A 22,303-nucleotide genomic window follows, 5' to 3' on the forward strand; every position below is an offset into this window, starting at 1 on the left:
TTCCGTTATAAAGTGACTTTATCGATTCTGTTGAGAAAGAAATCTGAATAGTGTCAGATCAAACGCCTCCACCCGGTTCCGACGATATGAATGGTGGCCCAAACGGCGGCCCTAGCGGTATCGAACCGATTTCCATTATCGAGGAGATGCAGCGTTCCTATCTCGATTACGCGATGAGCGTTATCGTGAGTCGTGCGCTGCCCGATGTGCGCGACGGCCTAAAGCCCGTGCATCGCCGCATTCTCCACGCCATGAACGAGATGAACCTCGCCTATAACCGCCCCTATCGTAAGTCGGCGGGTGTGGTGGGTGAGGTCATGGGTAAATATCACCCGCATGGCGACGCTTCCATTTATGACGCCCTCGTACGTATGGCGCAGGATTTTTCCATGCGCGATCCGCTTGTCGACGGGCAGGGCAATTTCGGCTCCATCGACGGTGATCCGCCAGCGGCGATGCGTTATACTGAATGCCGTTTGGAAAAGCTTACCGAGTCTATCCTGTCGGATATTGACAAGGATACGGTCGACTTTCAGGATAACTATGACGGCCGCGAGCAGGAACCTGTGGTTATGCCTGCGCGCTTTCCGAACCTGCTCGTCAACGGTTCGGGCGGTATTGCAGTCGGCATGGCGACCAATATTCCGCCGCACAATCTTGGTGAAATCATCGACGGTTGCATTGCGCTAATCGATAACCCGGCCATCGAGCTTCCAGAACTGATGGATATCATTCCGGGGCCGGATTTCCCAACCGGTGGCATTATCCTTGGACGTGCCGGTATCAACTCCGCCTACACGACCGGACGCGGTTCGGTGGTTATGCGCGGACGCGCCACCATTGAGCCGATGCGCGGTGACCGTGAAGCCATCATCATCACCGAGATTCCGTATCAGGTGAATAAGGCTTCGATGATCGAAAAGATGGCCGAGCTGGTGCGCGACAAGCGCATCGAAGGCATTTCCGATCTGCGTGACGAATCCGACCGCGAAGGCTATCGCGTCGTGGTGGAACTCAAGCGTGACGCCGTTGCCGATGTCGTGCTGAACCAGCTTTACCGCTATACGCCGCTGCAGACCTCGTTTGGCTGCAACATGGTGGCGCTGAACGGGGGCAAGCCGGAACAGCTCAATCTGCTTGATATGCTGCGCGCATTCGTCGCCTTCCGCGAGGAGGTGGTGACACGCCGTACCAAGTTCCTGCTCAACAAGGCGCGCGACCGCGCGCATGTTTTGGTTGGTCTTGCGATTGCGGTCGCCAATATCGATGAGGTGATCGCACTCATTCGTCGCGCGCCTGATCCGTCGACAGCCCGCGAGCAGTTGATGGAACGTCGCTGGCCAGCGGTCGATGTGGCCCCATTGATCCGTCTTATCGACGATCCGCGCCATACGCTGAACGACGATAACACCTACAATCTCTCCGAAGAACAAGCGCGCGCCATTCTTGATCTGCGTCTGCAGCGCCTGACAGCGCTGGGCCGCGATGAAGTGGCGGATGAGCTGAACAAGATCGGTGAGGAAATACGCGACTATCTCGACATTCTCGGTTCGCGCCTGCGCGTGATGACTATCGTCAAGGAAGAGATGATTGCGGTTCGCGACGAGTTTGCAACGCCACGCCGCACCGAAATCGGTTTCGGTGGTGCAGAAATGGACGACGAAGACCTGATCGCTCGTGAGGATATGGTCGTTACCGTCAGCCATGCAGGCTATATCAAGCGCGTGCCGCTGACGACCTATCGCGCGCAGCGCCGTGGCGGAAAAGGCCGTTCCGGCATGGCAACGAAGGACGAGGATTTTGTCACTCGCCTGTTCGTCGCCAATACGCATACGCCGGTTCTGTTCTTCTCCTCACGTGGCATTGTCTACAAGGAGAAGGTCTGGCGCCTGCCTGTTGGCACACCGCAGTCTCGTGGCAAAGCGCTCATTAATATGCTGCCATTGCAGCAGGGGGAGCGCATTACCACCATCATGCCACTGCCGGAGGATGAAGAATCCTGGGCAAACCTCGACGTCATGTTCTCTACGACGCGCGGTACGGTTCGTCGCAACAAGCTGTCGGACTTCGTTCAGGTCAACCGCAATGGCAAAATCGCGATGAAGCTCGAAGATGAGGGCGATGAAATCCTCTCGGTCGACACCTGTACGGAATTCGACGACGTGCTTCTGACCTGCGCCGGTGGCCAGTGCATCCGTTTCCCCGTGACCGATGTGCGCGTCTTCGCAGGCCGCAATTCGATCGGCGTGCGCGGTATCAATCTGGCCGATGGCGACAAGGTCATCTCCATGGCGATCCTGCATCATGTCGATGCCGACGCTTCCGAGCGCTCCGCCTATCTCAAGCGTTCGATTGCCGAGCGACGGGCGCAAGGCGCGGATGACGCGGATGATATTGTGGTCGTGGGTGAAGAAGTCGGAACCGAAACAGAACTCAACGACGAACGCTATCAGGAACTTAAAGCCCGTGAAGAAACCGTTCTAACCGTCAGCGAATACGGTTACGGCAAGCGTTCTTCATCCTATGAGTTCCGCGTTTCTGGCCGTGGTGGCAAGGGTATCCGCGCAACCGATACGTCGAAAACCGACGAGATCGGCAAGCTGGTCGCTCTGTTCCCGGTCGAGGCAAGAGATCAGATTCTGCTTGTTTCGGATGGTGGACAGCTCATTCGTGTTCCAGTTGACGGTATTCGTATTGCTGGACGTTCCACGAAGGGTGTCACAATCTTCAATACCGCAGACGGCGAAAAGGTAGTCTCGGTCGAACGCATATCCGAAGCGGATAGCGACGAAGAAAACGGCAATGGCGGCGATGCGGCTTCCGAAGGCGAAGCGCCGTCGACCGAAGCCTAGGAATAACCAAAGAGTCTGGGCTCTTTGTTATCAACAATGAAAAAGGCCGATGGTGGGAACCATCGGCCTTTTTCAGATGCCAAGACTGGAGGAATTGGCGATCACAGAAACTATCTCACAGCGAGCTCCAACGCTTCGAGCGTGAACTCGACTGCCTGCATCTCAGCGCGAACGCATGTTGCGCAAAGTATTGATGTCGAATGCTACCTGACGCACGCGCTGACGCTTGGCTTCATTTTCTTCGAGAAGCAGTATGATTGCCGATGCGGCCATCGCGACCATCATGGATAATGCCAGAAGAAAGATCATCATCGTGTTATCCTTTCGACATATATACGCTTCAACAGCGAAAAGGTTGCACCAACCTTGCACCTATCTTGGTAAATCGGTTGTGAACTTGTCGTGAAATCGCTGGTCATAACGCGTTCATCTGGTTTCTTGGTTTCTGTTTTCTTATCGCAGTGGTTCTTGTTGAAAATCCTGTCAGAAAAGGATAGCTGGAAGAAATGACAATCGCGATTTATGCGGGCTCCTTCGACCCGGTGACAAACGGCCATATGGATGTCCTCAAAGGTGCACTGCGCCTTGCCGACAAGGTTATCGTCGCGATTGGGGTTCATCCCGGCAAAAAGCCGCTCTTCACCTTCGAGGAGCGCGTGACGCTCATCGGTGAAAGCTCCAAGGCCATATTGGGCGATGATTCAGGTCGGGTTTCGGTCATTTCATTCGACGGCCTGGTCATTGATGCGGCACGCGAAAATGCCGCTCAATTGATGGTGCGTGGTTTGCGCGACGGCACCGATCTAGACTATGAAATGCAGATGGCAGGCATGAACGGTACCATGGCGCCGGAATTGCAGACAGTGTTCCTTCCGGCAGATCCGGCAGTGCGCACGATTACCGCCACATTGGTTCGCCAGATTGCCTCCATGGGCGGCGATATAAAGCCCTTCGTTCCGGCGGCTGTTGCGGCCGCCCTGAACGCCAAATTCAAATCCTGACCACAGGGAGTTTTTCGATTATGTCTTTCATTCGTTCGGCGCTTGCCGCTGTTGCTTTTATCGCGCTGTCGCAAGGCGCGGTCCAGACGGCTTTCGCCGCCAATGCCGAAAACACCATGGTTCTCAAGCTAAAGAATGGCGATGTTGCCATCCAGCTTCGCCCTGATCTCGCGCCAAAGCACGTCGCCCAGATTGAAAAACTGGTCAGCGAAGGCGCTTACAACGGCGTTGCTTTCCACCGCGTGATTCCAGGTTTTATGGCCCAGACCGGCGATGTGAAATTTGGCAACATGGACAAGGGCTTCGACGCTTCGCGCGTCGGCACCGGCGGTTCCGACTACCCGGATATTCCGGCAGAATTCTCGAAGGAACCCTTCGTGCGCGGCACGGTCGGCATGGCTCGCAGCCAGAACCCGAACTCGGCCAATTCGCAATTCTTCATCATGTTTGCGGACGGCGCGTTCCTTAACGGCCAATACACCGTAGTCGGCAAGGTTGTCAGCGGCATGGATGTCGTCGACAAGATAAAGAAGGGGAGCGAAGCCGATAATGGCGCCGTGGAAAGCCCCGACAAGATCATCAAGGCAACGCTTCAGGCCGATAAGAAGTAGAATACAAGGAGAGGCTCAATGGCTTACAAAGACCCAGAAAACACGCTCGTTCTTGAAACCACCAAGGGCAATGTCGTTCTAGAACTCTACCCGGACCTCGCGCCGGATCATGTTGCGCGCGTCAAGGAATTGGCCCGCGAAGGCGCTTATGACGGCGTCGTGTTCCACCGCGTGATCGACGGCTTCATGGCCCAGACTGGCGACGTGAAGTTCGGCAAGACTGGCGGCGCAAATTTCAACGGTTCGCGTGCAGGCATGGGCGGTTCTGATAAGCCAGACCTGAAGGCTGAGTTCTCCAACACGCCGCACAAGCGCGGTACTGCTTCGATGGCCCGTTCGGCCAACCCGAATTCAGCCAATTCACAGTTCTTCATTTGCTTTGCCGACGCTCCGTGGCTCGACCGCCAGTATAGCGTTTGGGGCCAGGTCATCGAAGGCATGGACAATGTAGACAAGATCAAGCGCGGAGAGCCTGTTGCCGATCCAGACATGATCGTGACAGCACGCATCGCTGCCGACATCTGATCCTGACGATTCATTGAGAAATTACGGCTCCGGTCTATACCGGGGCCGTGATTCGTTTACCGCATTTCCGAACGCAAAACCGTTTCACACTTTTGCTGGAAATGCTCTAGAGGTTCTCCATGCGTGTTGATCTTTTCGATTTCGATTTGCCGGAAGAGAGCATTGCTTTGCGCCCGGTCGAGCCACGCGACCACGCCAGACTGTTGCGTGTTCGTCCCGGCCTGCCATTCGAGGATCGACAGGTATTCGAACTGCCCGATCTGTTGCAGCCGGGCGATGCGCTAGTGTTCAACGACACAAAAGTCATTCCCGCGCAGCTTGAAGGCATGCGCGAGCGCGACGGCAATATTTCACAGGTCAGCGCCACACTGCATATGCGCACTGGGCCTGATCGCTGGAAGGCTTTTCTGCGTCCGGGCAAGCGTGTGAAGCAAGGCGACCGCATTCGTTTCGGCCATTCCGGTTCAAGCTGCTTCGTTGGCACACTTGACGCTACCGTGGCGGAAAAGGGCGATGCAGGCGAAGCGCTTCTTGTGTTCGACCTTTCAGGCGCCGTTCTTGACGAGGCTATCGCGGTGGTAGGACATATTCCGCTGCCGCCCTATATCGCATCGAAGCGCACCGAAGACGAGCGCGACCGCAAGGACTATCAGACGGTTTACGCACGTGAGGAGGGGGCCGTCGCGGCTCCCACTGCCGGATTGCATTTCACGCCGGACCTCCTTGAAAAGATCAAGGCCAAGGGCGTCGAAGAACATTTCGTAACGCTGCACGTGGGGGCGGGAACGTTTTTACCGGTCAAGGCCGACGATACTACCGACCATAAGATGCATTCGGAAATCGGTCATGTGTCGCAGAAGACTGCCGATGCGCTCAATGCCGTGCATGAGCGGGGCGGAAGAATCGTCTGTGTTGGCACGACTTCGCTGCGTCTGATCGAAAGCGCCGCGGGAGATGATGGCGTCATTCGTCCGTGGTCCGGTGCGACCGATATCTTCATCACGCCGGGTTACAAGTTCCGTACCGTCGATTTGCTGATGACTAATTTTCATTTGCCGCGCTCGACGCTGTTCATGCTGGTATCAGCCTTCAGCGGTCTTGAGACGATGCGCGCCGCCTATGACCATGCCATCAGCAATGGCTATCGCTTTTATTCCTATGGTGACGGCAGCTTGCTTGAGCGAGCCGACAGAGCTAAAGACACCGCATGAACCCGGAAAACCTGAAGACAACCGAAAATTTCGAATTCAAAGTACTGGCAACGGACGGCTCTGCTCGTCGGGGCGAAATTTCCATGCCACGCGGCATGGTGCGTACGCCTGCCTTTATGCCGGTCGGTACGGCTGGTACGGTCAAGGCCATGTATATGGAGCAGGTGAAAGAACTTGGCGCCGATATCATCCTTGGCAATACCTATCACCTCATGCTGAGGCCGGGTGCCGAGCGTGTGGCGCGACTGGGCGGCTTGCATGAGTTCGGAGGCTGGAAAGGCCCGATCCTGACAGATTCTGGTGGTTTTCAGGTCATGTCGCTCGCGCAACTGCGCAAACTCGACGAGAACGGCGTGACATTCCGCTCGCATATCGATGGCAAGCCTTATGAAATGACGCCGGAGCGGTCTATTGAGATTCAGGGGCTGCTGGATTCCGATATCCAAATGCAGCTCGATGAATGTGTGGCGCTACCGTCACCGGAAAAGAACACCGAACGCGCGATGGAATTGTCGCTGCGCTGGGCCGAGCGCTGCAAGGTCGCGTTCGGCAAACAACCGGGCAAGGCGATGTTCGGTATCGTGCAAGGCGGCGACGCCCCACGGTTGCGCGAGAAATCAGCTGAAGCGCTGAAGGCCATGGATCTCAAGGGCTATTCGGTCGGCGGGCTTGCGGTCGGCGAACCACAGCACGTTATGCTCGACATGCTGGAAGTTGTCTGCCCGATCCTGCCGCCCGAAAAACCGCGCTATCTGATGGGTGTCGGTACGCCGGACGATATTCTGAAGTCGGTAGCGCGCGGGATCGACATGTTCGATTGCGTGATGCCAACGCGCGCAGGCCGCCACGGCCTCGCGTTCACGCGCTTCGGCAAGGTGAACCTGCGCAATGCGCGACATGCAGACGATCATCGTCCACTCGACCCGGAATCGGATTGCCCAGCATCGCGCGATTATAGTCGCGCCTATCTGCACCATCTGGTGAAATCCGGTGAAGCGCTCGGCGCCATGCTCCTGACCTGGAACAACCTGGCTTATTATCAGTATCTGATGAAGGGCATCCGTGCATCGATTGCCGACGGACGCTTTCGCGAATTTTCCGCCGAAACCTCGGAAGGGTGGGCGAAAGGCGATATAGTCCCCCTATGATTCGCAAACAGCGAAAACAATGGGGCGTCTAGCGCTCCATTTCCTTCATTGCTGTCAGTTTTCTGTCAGCATGTTTTCCAAACGGACGAGAACGGCGCGCTGTTCCTCCTCGTTCAGAATTTCACACTCCATCAATTTGGAGCACTCGAGACCTGCGACGGCCAGATAGACAATAAGCGCTGTATGGGAATCGGTTGTGTCCTTGATCATGCGATCAAGAAGAGCCCTGTGATACTGCCGAACCGGCACCATGAAACCCGGATCTTCGGCAAGCGCGGCAAGGACACCGCAAGCTGGCGGCTCATCATCGGCCTGAACCCGGTAAACATCGAGAAAAGCCCGCGCGACACGGTTTTCTTCGCCTTTCTGGAGTGTTTCCTGAACCTCCATGGCACGTTCGTGCTCTTTCATATATTCTTCGACCACCGCTTCGAGCAGCTTGGCCTTTGTCGGAAAGGAATAAAGCAGTCCGCCTTTTGAAAGCCCCGCACGGGCTGCTACGGCATCGAGAGAGAGATGAGCGGGTCCGATCTCACGGGCAAGCTCGGTAGCAGCGCGCAAAATACGTTCGCGCGACGAGACTTTCTTTTTTGTTAGCAACTTACCGGTGTCTCCTGACAGTTCGTGTGTTGACAATACCGTCCAGACGGTACAGTTATTCGCCACTTTCATACAAGTAAAATACGCGCGACCTTTGCGTGAATGCGAAAGAAGGCGCCGCGGCCAATCCCCCACCCCTGTTCGAACAGGGAGCCATCTGGAGTGTATCCGCAATGATCAAGCGCCTTATTCTGGCAATAATATTTCTGGTGATCGTCGTTGGAGGCCTCGTTGGCTTTAATCTGTTCCGATCACAGGCAATCAAAGACTTTTTCGCAAACATGCAGCAGCCCGCCCAGACGGTTTCGACCGTCACGGTGGAGCCCGGAGTCTGGAAACCGGGTGTGGAAGCCATCGGTACTGCCAATGCGCTCAATGGCGTCGATCTCACCGTGCAGCTTGACGGCATCGTTCAGAAGATCAACTTCAAGGCCAATCAAGAGGTCAAACAAGGCGACCTACTGCTTCAGCTCGAAGACAGCATCCAAAAGGCAGACCTCGCAGCAGCCGAAGCGGAAGCCGTTCTTGCCAAACAGAACCTGAAGCGAGCCGATACACTGCGCACACGCGGCGTCGGCGCCGTCTCAAACGTCGACACGACCGCATCGGTTGCGAATGCCGCTGTCGCTGTTGTGGAGAAGATGCGAGCAACGCTGGCCCAGAAGTCCGTCAAGGCTCCATTCTCTGGCATCATCGGCATCTCCAAGGTCGATCTCGGTCAGTATCTGACGCCCGGCACAGTCATCGCCACGCTACAGGACACCGACGTGATGCGTATCGATTTCACTGTTCCTGAACAGTCGCTGTCATCGATAAATCTCGGACAGACTGTCAAAGTTGGTTCAACTGCGGATGCGCTCGATTTCACTGGCACAGTTGTCGGTATCGACCCAAAGATTGATCCTGCGACCCGTCTTGTCTCGGTGCGCGCCCAGGTACAGAATCCGGATCACAAGCTGACCCCAGGGCAATTCGTACAGGTTCGCGTTGAATTGCCTGAAGAACGCAACATAATCGCCCTGCCGCAGACCACGGTTATTTCCAGTCTTTATGGTGACTACGTATATGCGGTCCGCCCGGAACAGAAGCAGGAAGGCGCAGAGACGACGACCGCCGATGCCAAGCCGGAAGACGGCGAAAAGCAGGTCGCGCAACAGGTCTTCATCAAGCTGGGACGCCGCTACGCCGGTCTTGTCGAAGTGACCAGTGGCCTCAAGGCTGGCGATATCATCATCACGGCAGGCCAGAACCGTCTTTCGCCTGGCGTGCCAGTGAAAATCGACAATACCGTCAATCCGATCCCGGCCGGCCAACCGGCTGACAAGCAATAGGCGATCCGATGAGCTTTTCCGATATTTTCATCCGGCGCCCCGTGCTTGCCACGGTGGTCGCCCTCATGATCATTCTGTTGGGCCTTCAGGGGATCGCGCAGCTGACAGTGCGCGAATATCCAAAGGTCGACGAAACGGTTATCACAGTCACAACGAACTATGCCGGGGCGAGTGCCGATCTTATCCAGGGATTCATCACGGCACCTATCGCCGAAGCAGTCGCGACTACCGAAAACATCGACTATGTAACGTCGTCGAGCCGTCCTTCGTCGAGCACGGTTACCGTGCAGATGAAACTCGGCGCAAATCCTGATGCGGCGCTCACGGAAGTCATCGCCAAGGTCAATCAGGTGCGTGGCGATCTGCCGGACGAATCCGACGACCCCGTCATCGTCAAGGGAACCGGCCAGAACTTCGCCACCATGTATCTGGCAGCGCAGAACCCAAACATGACGAGCGAACAGATCACCGAATATCTGGAGCGCGTTATCCAGCCACGCATGTCCACCATTCAGGGTGTTGCAAAGGCCGAAATTCTGGGCGGACAAGTCTACTCGATGCGCGTCTGGCTGGACCCGATCCAGCTTGCAGCCCGCCGGATAACTGCGCCGGAAGTCCTGGCAGCAATCAAAGCCTCGAACTTCCTGTCGGCTCCGGGCACGACGAAGAATGAATATGTGGCGTCTTCGATCACACTGAAGTCCACCTTGCAGACCCCGGAAGCCTTCGGTGCCATGCCGATCAAGGCTTCGGGTGACGATGTCGTTCGGCTGCGGGACGTAGCGCGGGTCGAACTGGCAGCGAAAAGCACTGACACCATCGTTTCGTTCAATGGTTCTGCGGGTACATTCCTTGGCGTTTTCCCAACACCGGCCGCAAACCCCATCGACATGGCGGCTGCCGTCCGCAAGGAGCTTCCGTCTATTCAGGCTTCACTGCCAGAAGGTATGTCACTTGTCCTCGTCTATGATGCGACCGAGCAGATCAGCTCTTCGATCAAGGAAGTTTTCACGACTATCGGCGAAGCCGTGGCTATCGTCATTCTGGTTATTATTTTCTTCCTTGGATCTTTCCGCTCGGTTCTGATTCCGATTGTCACGATCCCGATCTCGCTGATCGGCGTGTGCTTTTTCCTCTATGCGCTTGGATTCTCGATCAATCTGTTGTCGCTGCTTGCCATGGTTCTTGCCATCGGGCTGGTGGTCGATGACGCCATCGTGGTTCTGGAGAACATACACCGGCATATCGAGGAGGGCCTCCGGCCCATGGATGCCGCATTCAAGGGCATGAAGGAAATCACCGGCTCGATCATCGCCATGACGATCACGCTGGCCGCCGTGTTTGCACCGCTCGGCTTCACGGGCGGACTGACTGGCGCCCTGTTCCGTGAATTCGCTTTCACACTGGCCGGCGCAGTCGTCATTTCTGGTATTGCCGCCTTGACGGTTTCGCCGATGATGTGCGCGCGCATGCTTAAGCATGGCGACCAGACGCGGTTCCAGAAGTTCATCGACCGGACCTTCTCGCGCTTCGAAAAGTGGTATCACCGCCGCGTTTCCAATTCGCTCAACTATCGCGGCATCACGCTGATGATCGTTGTAGCGTTGATGGGGCTGACGGGATTCCTGTTCATGAACACGTCAAGCGAACTGGCACCGGAAGAAGATTCCGGGGCGCTGTTCTCGATGTTCCAGGCTCCGCAATATGCTACCTCGGCCTATACCAATCTCTACGCCGAACAGATCGACGAACTGACCAAGGATCTTCCCGAACTGAAGACCCGCTTCCAGATCGTCGGTATGGACGGCGGCACGACGTCGGGTATCGCGCTTTGGGTTCTGAATGACTGGAACGAGCGTACCCGCTCGCAGAAGCAGATTCAGGAAGACCTGACCGCACGTATCTCAAAGGTTGCAGGCGTCCAGGCCTTCATCTTTGCGCCTCCATCCTTACCGGGAACAGGCGGCGGTCTACCGATATCGATTGCTCTGCAATCGACCGGTCCGGCCGATCAAGTCTTCGCACTGGCAGAGGAAATCAAAAACGAAGCGCAGGCCTCCGGTCAGTACATTATCGTGCAGAACTCGCTCTCCTTCAACGCACCGCAGATCACGATCACAATCGACCGTGACCGCGCGGCAACGCTGGGCGTGCAGATCAGTGATATCGGTTCGACACTTGGTCTTCTGACAGGCGGCGCATCGGTTGCGAAGTTCGACCGCGATTCGAACAGCTATGACATCATCACGCAGGTGCCTGATGCATATCGTTCGAACCCTGAGAAGCTTGGTGATTTCTACGTACGCAGCATATCGGGTTCGATGATCCCGCTGTCTTCGGTCATCACGATCAACCAGAACGCATCACCTGCGGCAATCGAACAGTTCAACCAGTTGAATTCGGCGACGATTTCAGCCTTGCCGCTGCCGGGCGTCACAACCGGGCAGGGCCTGCAAACTCTGGTCGATCTGGCCAAATCCAAGATGCCGGAAGGCTTCTTCCTGGATTATTCCGGCCAGTCGCGTCTGGAAGTGGAGCAGGGCAACACGATCCTGATCGCCTTCGGCCTTGCAGTCATTGTGATTTATCTCGTGCTTGCAGCGCAGTTCGAGAGTTTCCGCGATCCGTTTATCATCATGATGTCGGTTCCGCTGTCGATCTTTGGCGCCATTGTACCGCTGAATATCGGCCTTGGTACGCTCAACATCTATACGCAGGTTGGTCTCATTACCCTTGTCGGGCTGATTACCAAGCACGGCATTTTGATGGTGGAATTCGCCAACCAGCAACGCCGTCTGCATGGTCTTTCACGTCGTGATGCAATCGTCGTCGCGGCTGAAACCCGCCTGCGTCCGATCCTGATGACCACCGCCGCAATGGCACTTGGCGTTGTGCCGCTCATTATTGCGACCGGCGCCGGTGCAGCCGCTCGTTACTCGATGGGTTTGGTGATCTTCACCGGGATCGTGATCGGTACGATTTTCACCCTGTTTGTGGTGCCGATGTTCTACACCTTCATCGCCAAGAAGGATGTGGAAGGCGAATATGTTGCGTCGCCGAAAGACGATGGCGAACCGGCTCCAGCGCAACATCACTGAAACTTGCGTTGAACCATCAACAAAGGGCGGCCTAGAAATAGGTCGCCCTTTTTGATTTTTACCAACGTTGCAAACGCCGCGTTGCAACCCATATGAGCCAGTATGATACCCTTATCCGTTCTCGATCTTTCGCCTGTTCCCGAAGGTAGCGATGCCGCACAGTCGCTGCACAACACGCTGGAACTTGCGCAACATGCCGAGCAGCTCGGCTTCCACCGCTACTGGCTTGCCGAACACCACAATATGCCGGGCATTGCCAGTGCTGCGACATCTGTAGTCATTGGCTACGTTGCCAATGGCACCTCTACTATTCGCGTCGGCGCAGGTGGCGTCATGCTGCCCAATCACGCTCCTCTGGTTATCGCCGAACAGTTCGGCACGCTGGCCTCGCTGTTCCCGGGACGTATCGATCTAGGCCTAGGACGCGCTCCGGGCACTGACCAGATTACTGCTCATGCGCTTCGTCGCAATCTCGACAGCGATGCCAATGCGTTTCCGCAAGATGTGGTCGAGTTACTGAACTATTTCAAACCCGCCGAACCGGGCCAGCGCGTGCGCGCCGTGCCGGGCGAGGGGTTGAATGTGCCTGTCTGGATTCTCGGTTCCAGCCTGTTCGGAGCGCAGCTTGCTGCCATGCTGGGATTGCCTTACGCATTCGCCTCGCACTTTGCGCCTGCAGAGATGGAACGCGCCATCGCTCTTTATCGCGAGCGGTTCGAGCCATCGGAATATATGCAGAAGCCTTATGTAATGCTGGGCCTTAATGTGATTGCAGCGGATACGGACGAAGAGGCGAACTACCTTTTCACCTCGCAGCTACAGGCTTTCGTCAATCTGCGCAGCGGTCGCCCTGGCAAGCTGCCCGCGCCAGTCGAAGGCTATATGGAGCAGCTTGATCCGGCAGCGCAGGCGCTCGTCCGCCAGATGCTGTCATGTCGCGTGGTCGGTGGACCGGAGACTGTGGCGAAGGGCATCAAGACCTTTGCGGAAAGCACCGGTGCGGATGAGCTGATGCTGACCGGCATGATCCACGATCACAAGAAACGCCTGCATTCATACGAGATCGCAAGTCGATCAATCGCCTGACCCGCCGGTTTCCATATCCGCATAGACCAGATAGCGAAGCGGACCAGGAGTGATTGCATCGAATGGATAGCAGGTCGCCAGCACGAGGTGGCGGCCTTCGCTATCCGGATTGATTTTCGCCTCATCCCACCGCATCACGGCCATATGATTGACGCGATAGGAAACCGTCTTTCCGTCGCTGCGAGTGACGAGTATCTGGTCATTCTTCTCGATATTCTTCAGAAATGCGAAATGCGTGTCGCGATGCGCAGCATAGACAGCCGTTCCCCGTTCGCCGGCCATCGGCGTATTGTCCAGATGACCGGGACCGAAAGCCAATGCCTGTCCACTTGCGCCTTTCAAGGCAATTGTTGTTTCATTGAGCCGTGGAACTGCGATACGGGCGACCGGCCAAGTATCCGCCCAGTACCAGGGTTTGACCGGAGTACCCGTTTGAATGCTTACAGAGAAGGCACTTTCAAGCAGAATCTGTGCCGCAAGCGCTTTCGCATGAATCCAGATTCCCCGACCGGCAATTGCCATCCCCATCGCAATAAGCACAATGCCAAGTGCGGGGAGAAGGGAGCGCTTCAGCGCGCTCCCCATAACAACCTGATTGATAGGCATCACACACTCTCCTTGCGACGGAAGAACCAGACGACGAACAGGCCAACCAGCATCAAACCCAAGCCTTGCAAAAGCAGCAGTGTCGCTGGCGTTGCCGTCTGCGGCAGCGGGATCGACTGCGATTGTGACGATGGGGAGGCAGGGCTTTCATGACTGCGAACAGCGTCGCTTACCCCATTCATGTCCATGCTTGCATTATCCTGGGCGTTGCGATCTGCACGGATACCGAACAGCGTGTCATAATCCCACCCAGCAGGCAGTTGCAGTGGAATATCGGCGCTGGTCAGCGGCGCATTGGCCGGTCGCGACGGTGTCTTGTCGACAGCCACGAGGGTCGTCAATCGACTGACCAGATGATGCTCCAGTGCAAGGCGAAGAATGCGCGCATCAGCTGCGTCCTGAGTAATTTTACCAAGGGTAAGTTCTACTTCCGCATCATCAATCTTGCGACGTGCCCACAATTTTGAAATGCCTTCCGCATCCATTGCCTGGTCGAGCGGCAGATTGACTTTCCACGGACGGCCATCAATCTGGCCTTTGATAACAAGACTTCCGGTTGCCTTGCCCATTCGTGCAGCAATAACAAGCGGTTCACCATGATAAAGATCGGGCAGAAGGGAGGGTGTCATGCTCACATTCTTTTCCGAGAAATTGGCCTTCAGATCGGTAACAGCCGGGCTTTCAAGCTTGTCGAACAGAGCCCGCATGCGTTCGTTCACTTCCGCCGCCGTTCCGATATGGGTATAGGTTCCGCGTCCAAGTTCTGCCGCACGGTTCATCAGATAGGAATTCGGGGCGGAGCCGATGCCGACCATGAAAATACGCGAGCGCCCCCGGCGTGCCGCAATGGTATCCAGCAATTGCCGCTCATTGCTGATCTCACCGTCTGTCAGAAACACGATCTGGCGCAATCCATTGCCCCGATGGCTGTCATCAAGAGCTGCATGAAGGGCAGGCAGCATTTCCGTACCGCCTTGCGCTTCAAGGCTCGTTACGAAACGGCGGGCGGAGGCGATATTCTGCTGATTGGCATCGACAGGATCTTCGAAGAATTTGGTCAATGTGTCATCAAAGCGGACCACATTGAACCGATCTCCGGGCTGAAGATGCGACAGTGCATAATCCAGGCTGGCCTTTGCCTGTTCAATGGAAGTACCGCCCATCGATCCGGAATTATCGATCACGAAGATGACCTCACGCTGGGCCTTTTTTGCGTTGGCAACAGCCGGCGGCGTAACATAAGCAAGCACATAATCGTCCTTGCCGATATGTTGGCGGAACAGCCCGACCTGCGGTGCATCACTGGCGACGGCGCTCCATTCCAGAACGAAATCGCGATCAGCAGCAGCCGTTCCATCCAGCGTGATTTCTCGTGTCGTGTCGTTCGTCGCGTCGATCCTGACCTTGTGGTAAAGGCTTTCGACCTCTCCAAGCGGGAAGCCCGCCTTCAGATTGACCTTGATGGTCACAGAATTGGTTCGCAGGGCAGCCGGTGGGGTCAATGGCGTCACAAGCGGTGCATTGTAGCTATCAGGCTTGCCAGTATCGCTCGACTTACCCCAGCCGCTTTTCATTTCGACTTCCTGAACAACAGGTGAGGCATTATCTGGATTGTAACGTGGCGCGACGACCAATGGCACACGCAGCGAGAAACGATCATCGGAAAGCCGCACCGCCTGCTGATATTCGATCTGGATGACGACTTTCTCATGCGGGCCGATATTGGCAACCGCATTGGTAAACACGTTGGGCCGCTGCTGTTCGATCAGCGTGGCCTTTTTTCCTTCGCTTTTCGCCTGTTCATATATTTCGCGCGCGGCCTGCTTATCCTTGATTTCGGCGACAATCACACGATCGCCGATAACCATCTTCAGCGAATAGACCGCACTTTCTTCCGGCAATGGAAAAACATACAGGGCTTCAACGAAACCGTCGGTCGGGTTCTCGAATGCCTGCGTCAGCCGGGCCCGGGCCGTCGGCCCGCTCACATCGAGATTGATGTCCGTTGCGATCCGAGGCGCTTCGACATAACGCCCGGCTTCGCTTGTCTCTAGCAAAAGACTACCGGATTGAACCTCGTTCGGTGTGACCAACGTGGGTGTTTCAGCACGAGCCTGCACAATCTGCAACAGACAGAAAATGACAGCCAGCGCTGGCAGAAACGCCATGTTGCAAAACCAGACGAACGAACAGAAGCGGGAGAGTATCCGGCAGCTATTATTATGATTTGTAAGATGTATCGCGGGTGACATGATGTGCTCCTTGTTCACCTCGAAGAACTGGAGCCATTGTCGCTGGAGCCACTGTTTCCACTCCAGCGTAAGCTTTGCCAAGTTTCAGCCGTCACTTTCCGCAAACCGCCTTGCCGGTTACGCATATGTGTGGAATTGTGAAGAAAAGTACGCAATTCAGGATGTGCCATGTCCGATCAGGGCTCTCAACTTCCCGACCAGATCAATGCTCGCGTTGCCGTACGGGTACGTGAAGAAATAGCCCGACGGCGCATTTCGCGTCAGCTTCTAGCGGATGAAGCGCGGATCAGCCTTTCAACCCTGGAAAAAGCGCTGTCGGGCCACAGACCCTTCACACTCCCAACGATTATCCGGCTTGAACAGGCAATGGGCGTCGCCCTGCGCGAGCAGTCAGTAGAAGCTCCCGCCCTGTTTGCCACGAATGGTAATGGCCATGCAGCGGAGGAACTCGGCGCCTATTCACGGGCCTCTGTTTCATGGCTCGAAGGCGATTACCTGACATTGCGTCCGTCCTTTGGTGAGGACAAGGCCATCTTCGCTTACATCACGGAAATTGGCTGGAATCTTGATGCTGGGCATCTCAATTTTCGTGAGTGTGAACGTTCCGATGTTTCGTTCTCGCAACAGGGAGCAGTCTCCGTTCCACATCTTTCGGGACATATTTATCTGGTCACGAATACATCGGGCCAGTATCGTATGGCCGTGCTGTCCCGCCCAAGCATTACAGGCGAAATGTTTGGCCTACTGACGACCTTGCGCGCTGGACAAGGTGCGCACCTGACGCCAGTTTCGGCGCCGCTTGCGCTCGTACCCATGAGGCAGTTCGCCGGTCCGTCGTTCGGACGGATTAGGCCAGACCATCAGTCCTTCGCCAACTATTCGGCGATCCTGCGCAAGGCACTGCAGGACGGCTATGCAGGATTTGTTGCGGGTTGAGTTGCACTCTCGCTTTTTATTTCCATCAGCAGCCAATCCCGGAAAGCCGATACCGCAGGAGTGTTCGAGCGGGACTTCGGCGTCACAAAATAATAGCTGCTCGGGCTTTTGACTGTATGCGGGCAGGCGACTACAAGCTGACCGCTTTCAATCTCGGAGCGAATGAGAAACGACGGCATCAGCGCAACACCGAGGCCTGCAATGCAGGCCTGCGATACATTCGAGAACTGCTCGAAACGCATCCCCGGAGAGGCCGGGGCGGCGATATCGAGACTTTTGAACCAGTGGTCCCATGCGCCAGGGCGTGAAGCCATGTTGAACAGGGGAAGCGTCAGAAGATCGTTTGGGGTCTGAACCGGATTCTGCTGTAAAAAAGCGGGACTGCAGACAGGCGCCACCGTTTCATCCATCAGGAAAACGCTATCGGCGTTGGGCCAGTCTGGCTGGCCGATATGGATTGCAGCATCCAGTCCTTCGCGATCAAAATCGAATTGTCCGATACGTGTCGCAAAGTTAAGGATAATATCGGGATAGTTTGCCACGAAACGCGGTATGCGCGGTATCAGCCAGCGCGTCCCGAATGTCGGCAGGAAAGCGAGATTGAGCGTGGAGCCTCGCATCTGCGACATCATCTGCAGTGAAGCAGCGCGGATAGAAGCGAGCGCCGGCCCCACCGTCTTCAGATAGGCCCGTCCTGCATCGGATAGCACCACCTGACGGCTGGTACGGTCAAACAGTGCTGTCCCGAGCTGCTCTTCCAGTGTTGCAATCTGTCGGCTCACTGCGCCTTGGGTGAGCGATAGTTCTTCGGCTGCAGCCGAAAAGCTCTCATGCCGCGCAACCGCATCAAAGGCGGCAAGCGCGCTGGTAGAGGGAAGCAGACGGCGAGAAATAGAAGTCATGATCCATTACTAAATGGAATAGATCGATGAGTAAACGTCGATTGCGCCGAACTTCGGCACAGTTCATATTCCCTGCAAATTTTCATTGAGGAGAATACACTGATGTCACGTGCGGCTTTTAGCTGGGAAGACCCGTTTCTGCTGGATGACCAGCTGACCGAAGACGAACGCATGATCCGAGACTCGGCCAAGGCTTTCGCGACGGACGTTTTGCTGCCACGCATTGAAAAGGCTTATCTGGATGAGACCACCGATCCAGAACTGTTCCGTCTGATGGGACAGGCTGGTCTTCTGGGCGTGACGCTTCCTGAAGAATATGGCGCGGCCAATGCCGGTTACGTTGCCTATGGTCTTGTGGCGCGTGAGGTCGAGCGGGTTGATTCCGGTTATCGTTCGATGATGAGCGTGCAGTCATCGCTCGTGATGTACCCCATCTATGCCTACGGTTCAGACGAACAGCGCAAGAAATATCTTCCTGGCTTGGTCTCCGGTGAGTTGATCGGCTGCTTCGGCCTGACCGAGCCGGATGCAGGCTCCGATCCCGCAGGCATGAAGACCCGCGCCGAAAAAATCGACGGCGGTTATCGTCTCAGCGGCTCGAAGATGTGGATATCGAATTCGCCAATCGCCGACGTGTTTGTCGTCTGGGCCAAGTCTGCCGCGCACGACAACGCCATTCGCGGCTTCGTGCTCGAAAAGGGCATGAAGGGCCTTTCCGCGCCGAAGATCGGCGGCAAGCTCTCGCTGCGTGCATCGATCACCGGCGAAATCGTCATGGATGGTGTAGAGGTTTCGGAAGATGCGCTTCTGCCGAATGTCTCCGGCCTCAAGGGTCCGTTCGGCTGCCTCAATCGCGCCCGTTATGGCATTTCCTGGGGCGTGCTCGGCGCTGCAGAAGATTGCTGGTTCCGTGCCCGTCAATACGGCCTCGACCGCAAGCAGTTCGACAAGCCGCTGGCTGGGACGCAGCTTTATCAGAAGAAGCTAGCCGACATGCAGACTGAGATCGCTCTTGGCCTTCAGGCGAGCTTACGCGTTGGCCGTCTGTTCGACGCAGGCAAGATGGCTCCCGAAATGATCTCCATCGTCAAGCGCAACAATTGCGGCAAGGCACTCGATATTGCCCGTCAGGCGCGCGACATGCACGGCGGCAACGGTATTCAGATCGAATACCACGTCATGCGCCATGCGCAGAATCTGGAAACGGTGAACACCTATGAAGGTACGCACGACGTTCATGCACTGATCCTGGGCCGCGCCCAGACCGGCATTCAGGCTTTCTTCTGATCGCTATACCGCCAAGCCTTCCATTCAGGCCCGTTCGCAGTTCGCGGGCGGGCCTCTTTCTTATTTGTACGGGATTACTGGAAATGCAGAACACGCCGCTCGATGGTCTCAGAGTTATAGAACTGGCGCGCATTCTTGCCGGGCCATGGGTAGGACAAACACTTTCTGATCTTGGAGCCGATGTCATCAAGGTGGAAAGTCCTGAAGGAGACGATACGCGCAAATGGGGCCCCCCATTCATCGATGTGGAGGGCGAACGGTCCGCGGCCTATTTCCACGCCTGCAATCGGGGCAAACGCTCGATCACGGCCGATTTCCGCACAGAAGAGGGTAGGGAACTGGTGCGCCAGCTTGTGGCTGAGGCTGATGTTGTCATCGAAAACTTCAAGCTTGGCGGGCTCGACAAGTATGGTCTCGACTATGAAAGCCTGAAGGCCATTAATCCACGTCTGATCTATTGCTCGATTACAGGATTCGGCCATACTGGCCCATACGCCGAGCGGGCAGGCTATGATTTTATGATCCAGGGTATGGGCGGAATCATGGATCTCACTGGCGAACCTGACGGTGAGCCGCAGAAAATCGGCGTCGCTTTTGCGGACATTTTCACCGGTCTTTACAGCGTGATTGCGATCCAGTCCGCGCTTATAATGCGCGAACGCACCGGCACTGGCCAGCATATCGACATGGCGCTCTTCGATTGCATGTCGGCGGTCCTTGCCAATCAGGCGATGAACTTTCTGGCCTCAGGTGTTTCGCCAAAGCGCATGGGAAATGCGCATCCGAATATCGCGCCCTATCAGACGCTGCCCGTTTCCGACGGCTATTTCATCATAGCCTGCGGCAACGACGGGCAGTTCGGAAAACTGACTTCGTTGCTTGGTATTGGTGACATCGCAGCCGACGAACGTTTCGTCAGTAATTCGGCGCGTGTAGCCAATCGCGCGGTATTGTCGGCACTTCTGGAAGAAAAGACCCAAGCTTGGAAGCGTGACGATCTTCTGACGGAACTCGCCAGAATCGGCGTGCCCGCCGGTCCGATCAATACGGTGGCTGACGTATTCGCAGACCCGCAATTTGAGGCGAGGGCCATGAAAATCGATCCCCAAGGGGTTCCCGGTTTGCGGACGCCTATTCGCTTCTCCGATGCTGAATTGAAGCTCGACAAGCGTTCGCCTAAGCTCGGAGAGCACAGCAATGCAATCCGTTCGGAGATAGGTAAAAGCTGATCGAAATGGTAGCATCAACCAGACGCGCTCTTCTTCCAAGGGCGCGTTTTCGTTTGTAATGCATCGGAGAAAAGTGAAAATCTTAAACCAAGAAACAACGAAAACCCCTTACGGGGAAAGTATTTTAAACTGTCCTTGAAAGAAGATGGTGCGGTCGAGAAGACTCGAACTTCCACGGGTTGCCCCACAGCGACCTCAACGCTGCGCGTCTACCAATTCCGCCACGACCGCCCGTGGTAGGAGCCGAACTCCGTCGGCGAGTGGGCATTTAGCAAATCACTTTGGGGTGCACAAGCCCCATCTGCATCTTCCGGCAATCTTTTTGGAAAAGAATGTGAATAAGCCAGCACGCAATCATTGATGACATAGTTGAAACCCCGGTTTTCCAGGCTTTTTTCAAAGGCTTCCGCAAAACAAAAACTTTTCCAGAAAACATCGTCTGGAGGTAGCGTTGTGGTGGAATAGAAAAGTGCGGGGAGCAAATATACGAATCCGATTCATTTGGATTCGCACCAGCCAGTAAATTTAGCCCGCGATGCCCTGCAAGCGCTTGATATCCTCAAGCCGCTTCAATGTTTCTGCATAACCGGCATCGATAGCTTCGGATGCGCGATGAAAATCGGCAAGCCCGATTTGTCCCACGATCGGCATGAGCGTCACGTCCGGTGGATCTCCGGCCATGCGTGCGCGGGAGATACGATCCTGGATGATGTTGAAGGCTTCCATCATTACGCCGGTAATACCGAGACGTGCTTCCTTCTCGCCATGAATGGCATCAGCAAGCCCTTCCTGGCGCGTTTGCGCATGTTTGATGACCGCCGCGCGTCCATACTGATCGTAATGCAGATTCACCGCCAGAACGAGACGCTGTTCATAAGCACGGCACACGGATACGGGCACTGGATTGACGAGTGCTCCATCGACCAGAACACGCTCCTGCCAGCGAACAGGCTCGAAAACACCGGGCAGGGCATAGGATGCGCGCATGGCATCGATAAGCGGACCTGTTGACAGCCAGATTTCATGACCGGTCCGCAATTCGGTACAGATAGCAACGAAGGGACGGTCAAGTTCCTCAATGCTCAGCCCGTCCAGATGCTCACGTAGACGACCGTCCAGCTTCATTCCGCCGAATAGCCCGCTGCCGCGAAATGTGATGTCGAGAAGATTGAACATGCGCCGCCGGGTAAGACTACGGGCGAATTCCTCCAGTTCATCCAGTTTACCGGCCAGATAACAGCCGCCGACAAGCGCGCCGATAGAAGTCCCGGCAATCATCTCGATATCGATATTGGCTTCGTCCAACGCGCGCAAAACGCCGATGTGCGCCCAACCACGCGCAGCTCCGCCTCCGAGCGCCAAGGCTATCCGGCGCGGCTCACGCCTGACGTTTGGCTTTTCAATGATTTCTTCTGTCGGCGGTGCAAGGTCGTTGTTCGCAGCCTTCCGCCTCTGCCCCCATGCAAGCATGACGATGGACACCTCTTCGTCTCGATTTCGAGCATCTCCGGCAAAAAGACAAAAACTGGTTGCATCAGGAAATGCGTAGAACAAATAGCTAAAGCGATTCCGACAGTTCCGTTTGACAGGAACCGCTTCAGAGTAGCCAAACATAGTATCCAAAGAAT

At 55.8% G+C, this 22,303-nt stretch carries 18 protein-coding genes and 1 tRNA gene; 12 read left to right on the forward strand and 7 right to left on the reverse strand.

Translation table 11 applies throughout. The features are described 5' to 3' along the window. The first annotated feature begins 86 nt into the window (after positions 1 to 86). Positions 87 to 2,852, forward strand: coding sequence for a DNA gyrase subunit A (gene gyrA, locus FJQ48_RS15710; protein ID WP_139976315.1), 2,766 nt, complete (start codon positions 87 to 89; stop codon positions 2,850 to 2,852). Between the two features lie 162 nt (positions 2,853 to 3,014). On the opposite strand, the gene FJQ48_RS22465 is transcribed toward gyrA, so the two are convergent. Continuing rightward, on the reverse strand, positions 3,015 to 3,164 hold the full coding sequence (locus tag FJQ48_RS22465; protein ID WP_176073998.1) for a hypothetical protein: 150 nt from the start codon (positions 3,162 to 3,164) through the stop codon (positions 3,015 to 3,017). 194 nt (positions 3,165 to 3,358) lie between these two features. Here FJQ48_RS22465 and coaD point away from each other — a divergent pair, with 194 nt between their 5' ends. The 5 genes from coaD (at position 3,359) to tgt (ending at position 7,348) form a co-directional block, all read left to right on the forward strand. Then, positions 3,359 to 3,853, forward strand: coding sequence for a pantetheine-phosphate adenylyltransferase (coaD, locus tag FJQ48_RS15720; protein WP_139975902.1), 495 nt, complete (start codon positions 3,359 to 3,361; stop codon positions 3,851 to 3,853). A 20-nt stretch (positions 3,854 to 3,873) separates the two neighbouring features. After that, entirely contained in the window at positions 3,874 to 4,464 is a 591-nt protein-coding gene (locus tag FJQ48_RS15725) for a peptidylprolyl isomerase (RefSeq protein WP_139975903.1), read from the forward strand. 18 nt (positions 4,465 to 4,482) lie between these two features. Further along, a complete protein-coding gene (locus FJQ48_RS15730) occupies positions 4,483 to 4,989 on the forward strand; it encodes a peptidylprolyl isomerase (RefSeq protein ID WP_139975904.1) in 507 nt (168 codons plus the stop codon). Positions 4,990 to 5,108: 119 nt separating this feature from the next. Continuing rightward, entirely contained in the window at positions 5,109 to 6,200 is a 1,092-nt protein-coding gene (gene queA, locus FJQ48_RS15735) for a tRNA preQ1(34) S-adenosylmethionine ribosyltransferase-isomerase QueA (protein ID WP_139975905.1), read from the forward strand. Further along, positions 6,197 to 7,348 (forward strand): tRNA guanosine(34) transglycosylase Tgt, encoded by a 1,152-nt coding sequence (tgt, locus tag FJQ48_RS15740; protein WP_139975906.1) that lies wholly within the window; start codon positions 6,197 to 6,199, stop codon positions 7,346 to 7,348. The genes queA and tgt overlap by 4 nt, the downstream gene beginning before the upstream one ends. Before the next feature lie 54 nt (positions 7,349 to 7,402). On the opposite strand, the gene FJQ48_RS15745 is transcribed toward tgt, so the two are convergent. Beyond that, a complete protein-coding gene (locus FJQ48_RS15745; RefSeq protein WP_139975907.1) occupies positions 7,403 to 7,948 on the reverse strand; it encodes a TetR/AcrR family transcriptional regulator in 546 nt (181 codons plus the stop codon). Positions 7,949 to 8,121: 173 nt separating this feature from the next. On the opposite strand from FJQ48_RS15745, the gene FJQ48_RS15750 reads away from it, so the two are divergent. The 3 genes from FJQ48_RS15750 (at position 8,122) to FJQ48_RS15765 (ending at position 13,463) form a co-directional block, all read left to right on the forward strand. After that, positions 8,122 to 9,279: an efflux RND transporter periplasmic adaptor subunit gene (locus tag FJQ48_RS15750; protein ID WP_139975908.1), complete on the forward strand. Its 1,158-nt coding sequence runs from the start codon at positions 8,122 to 8,124 to the stop codon at positions 9,277 to 9,279. Between the two features lie 8 nt (positions 9,280 to 9,287). Beyond that, a complete protein-coding gene (locus FJQ48_RS15755) occupies positions 9,288 to 12,377 on the forward strand; it encodes an efflux RND transporter permease subunit (RefSeq protein ID WP_139975909.1) in 3,090 nt (1,029 codons plus the stop codon). 102 nt (positions 12,378 to 12,479) lie between these two features. After that, positions 12,480 to 13,463 (forward strand): LLM class flavin-dependent oxidoreductase, encoded by a 984-nt coding sequence (locus FJQ48_RS15765; protein WP_139975910.1) that lies wholly within the window; start codon positions 12,480 to 12,482, stop codon positions 13,461 to 13,463. On the opposite strand, the gene FJQ48_RS15770 is transcribed toward FJQ48_RS15765, so the two are convergent. Together FJQ48_RS15770 and FJQ48_RS15775 are read right to left on the reverse strand one after the other, a co-directional pair. Further along, the gene (locus tag FJQ48_RS15770) at positions 13,452 to 14,069 is read right to left on the reverse strand and encodes a class GN sortase (RefSeq protein ID WP_139975911.1); all 618 of its coding nucleotides are present in this window, start codon (positions 14,067 to 14,069) and stop codon (positions 13,452 to 13,454) included. The two genes, FJQ48_RS15765 and FJQ48_RS15770, sit on opposite strands and share 12 nt — an antisense overlap. Continuing rightward, positions 14,069 to 16,237, reverse strand: a complete 2,169-nt coding sequence (locus tag FJQ48_RS15775) for a marine proteobacterial sortase target protein (RefSeq protein ID WP_247870400.1) — start codon at positions 16,235 to 16,237, stop codon at positions 14,069 to 14,071. Before FJQ48_RS15775 ends, FJQ48_RS15770 begins: the two co-directional genes overlap by 1 nt. Before the next feature lie 252 nt (positions 16,238 to 16,489). Here FJQ48_RS15775 and FJQ48_RS15780 point away from each other — a divergent pair, with 252 nt between their 5' ends. Further along, the gene (locus tag FJQ48_RS15780; RefSeq protein ID WP_139975913.1) at positions 16,490 to 17,257 is read left to right on the forward strand and encodes a helix-turn-helix transcriptional regulator; all 768 of its coding nucleotides are present in this window, start codon (positions 16,490 to 16,492) and stop codon (positions 17,255 to 17,257) included. On the opposite strand, the gene FJQ48_RS15785 is transcribed toward FJQ48_RS15780, so the two are convergent. Continuing rightward, positions 17,233 to 18,159 (reverse strand): LysR family transcriptional regulator, encoded by a 927-nt coding sequence (locus FJQ48_RS15785; RefSeq protein WP_139975914.1) that lies wholly within the window; start codon positions 18,157 to 18,159, stop codon positions 17,233 to 17,235. The two genes, FJQ48_RS15780 and FJQ48_RS15785, sit on opposite strands and share 25 nt — an antisense overlap. A 102-nt stretch (positions 18,160 to 18,261) precedes the next feature. On the opposite strand from FJQ48_RS15785, the gene FJQ48_RS15790 reads away from it, so the two are divergent. Continuing rightward, complete coding sequence (locus FJQ48_RS15790; RefSeq protein WP_180350222.1) at positions 18,262 to 19,446, forward strand: acyl-CoA dehydrogenase; 1,185 nt, start codon at positions 18,262 to 18,264, stop codon at positions 19,444 to 19,446. A gap of 83 nt (positions 19,447 to 19,529) precedes the next feature. Continuing rightward, positions 19,530 to 20,675 (forward strand): CaiB/BaiF CoA-transferase family protein, encoded by a 1,146-nt coding sequence (locus tag FJQ48_RS15795; protein WP_139975916.1) that lies wholly within the window; start codon positions 19,530 to 19,532, stop codon positions 20,673 to 20,675. 146 nt (positions 20,676 to 20,821) lie between these two features. On the opposite strand, the gene FJQ48_RS15800 is transcribed toward FJQ48_RS15795, so the two are convergent. Further along, positions 20,822 to 20,906 (reverse strand) — tRNA-Leu (locus FJQ48_RS15800). A 294-nt stretch (positions 20,907 to 21,200) separates the two neighbouring features. Then, complete coding sequence (locus tag FJQ48_RS15805) at positions 21,201 to 22,145, reverse strand: patatin family protein (protein WP_139976316.1); 945 nt, start codon at positions 22,143 to 22,145, stop codon at positions 21,201 to 21,203. Between the last annotated feature and the right edge of the window lie 158 nt (positions 22,146 to 22,303).

Source organism: Ochrobactrum sp. CGA5, assembly GCF_006345815.1.
In the GTDB taxonomy this organism is placed as follows: domain Bacteria; phylum Pseudomonadota; class Alphaproteobacteria; order Rhizobiales; family Rhizobiaceae; genus Brucella.